This is a genomic window from Flavobacterium helocola (assembly GCF_038289885.1).
GTDB lineage: Bacteria > Bacteroidota > Bacteroidia > Flavobacteriales > Flavobacteriaceae > Flavobacterium > Flavobacterium cheniae.
This window is the reverse complement of record NZ_JBBYHT010000006.1, coordinates 125,777-127,618: the sequence shown is the minus strand read 5'-3', so window position 1 is coordinate 127,618 and position 1,842 is coordinate 125,777. Positions and strand designations below refer to the sequence as shown.

The following is a 1,842-nucleotide window of genomic DNA, read 5'->3' as shown; positions in this document are numbered from 1 at the left end:
TACAGCAACTTTACCAGCAGGATCAGTTCAAACAGAAGGAACTAATCCAACAAGTGTAACTCCAGTAGGAGGCGCAAGTGTATCTGCAGGAGTTGATGGATACCAAGCACAAGGAAGTGTAACGGGAACAATCTATGCTGATGTAAATGGTAATGGCACACAAGACGGAGCAGAAACAGGAATTTCAGGGGTAACAGTTTTCGCAGATTTAGATGGTGATGGAGTTCAAGATGTTGGCGAGCCAAGTGCTACAACAGCCGCGGATGGAAGTTATACCATTGCAGGTGTTCCAGCAGGTTCTCCAGTAAATATAGTTGTAAACACAACAACATTACCAGCAGGATCAGTTCAAACAGAAGGAACTAACCCAACAAGTGTAACTCCAGTAGGAGGAGCAAGTGTATCCGCAGGAGTTGATGGATACCAAGCACAAGGAAGTGTAACTGGTACTATCTATGCTGATGTAAATGGTAATGGCACACAAGACGGAGCAGAAACTGGTATTTCAGGAGTAACTGTTTTCGCAGATTTAGATGGTGATGGAATTCAAGATGTAGGAGAGCCAAGTGCTACTACCGCAGCGGATGGAAGTTATACCATTACAGGAGTTCCAGCAGGAAGCCCAGTAAATATAGTAGTTAATACAGCAACTTTACCAGCAGGATCAGTTCAAACAGAAGGAACTAATCCAACAAGTGTAACTCCAGTAGGAGGCGCAAGTGTATCTGCAGGAGTTGATGGATACCAAGCACAAGGAAGTGTAACAGGAACCATCTATGCAGATGTTAATGGTAATGGCACACAAGACGGAGCAGAAACTGGTATTTCAGGAGTAACTGTTTTCGCAGATTTAGATGGTGATTGAATTCAAGATGTAGGAGAGCCAAGTGCTACTACCGCAGCTGATGGAAGTTATACCATTGCAGGAGTTCCAGCAGGAAGCCCAGTAGATATAGTAGTAAGTGTAGCAACTTTACCAGCAGGATCAGTTCAAACAGAAGGAACTAACCCAACAAGTGTAACTCCAGTAGGAGGAGCAAGTGTATCTGCAGGAGTTGATGGATACCAAGCACAAGGAAGTGTAACAGGTACTATCTATGCCGATGTAAATGGTAATGGAACACAAGACGGAGCAGAAACAGGCATCTCAGGAGTAACGGTTTATGCAGACTTAAATGGAAACGGCACTCCAGATGTTGGTGAGCCAAGTGCTACAACAGCAGCAGATGGAAGTTATACGATTACGGGTGTTCCAGCAGGTTCTCCAGTAAATATAGTAGTTAATACAGCAACTTTACCGGTAGATTTCTTCCAAACAGAAGGAACTAATCCAACAAGTATAACTCCAGTAGGAGGAGCAAGTGTATCCGCAGGAGTTGATGGTTACGATTTTTATGATAATGATAATGATGGTATTACAGATTCTGTTGATATTGATGATGATAATGATGGTATTACAGATATTGAAGAGCAAAATGGAAATCCTATATTGGATACTGATGGAGATGGAATAATTGATAGTTTTGATTTGGATGCAGATGGTGATGGAGTTAACGATATTTTTGAAGCTGGTCATGGTGAATCAGATGTAAATAATGATGGTATGGTTGATGGTCCAGTAGGAACTAATGGTATGCCAGATGCTGCTGAAGGTGGAGTTGATGGAGCAGGTCCAGATTATACACCTCAAGATTCTGATGGCGATGGAATTCATGATTTTCAAGATATCGATGACGATAACGACGGAGTAAATACATTCTACGAAAATCCAAATGCTGATGGTGATGGTAATCCAAATACAGGAGCTACACAAGACACAGACGGAGATGGTATAGATGATTA

General features: G+C 42.2%; 1 protein-coding gene and 2 pseudogenes. All 3 read left to right on the top strand.

From position 1 onward, the window contains the following. Positions 1-865: SdrD B-like domain-containing protein (locus AAEO58_RS12300; protein ID WP_341683685.1), on the top strand; the 865-nt coding region annotated here is incomplete at its 5' end. After that, positions 866-1,306, top strand: a pseudogene (locus tag AAEO58_RS13435) (SdrD B-like domain-containing protein); the annotation flags it as partial. A gap of 183 nt (positions 1,307-1,489) precedes the next feature. Further along, positions 1,490-1,842, top strand: a pseudogene (locus AAEO58_RS12295) (hypothetical protein); the annotation flags it as partial.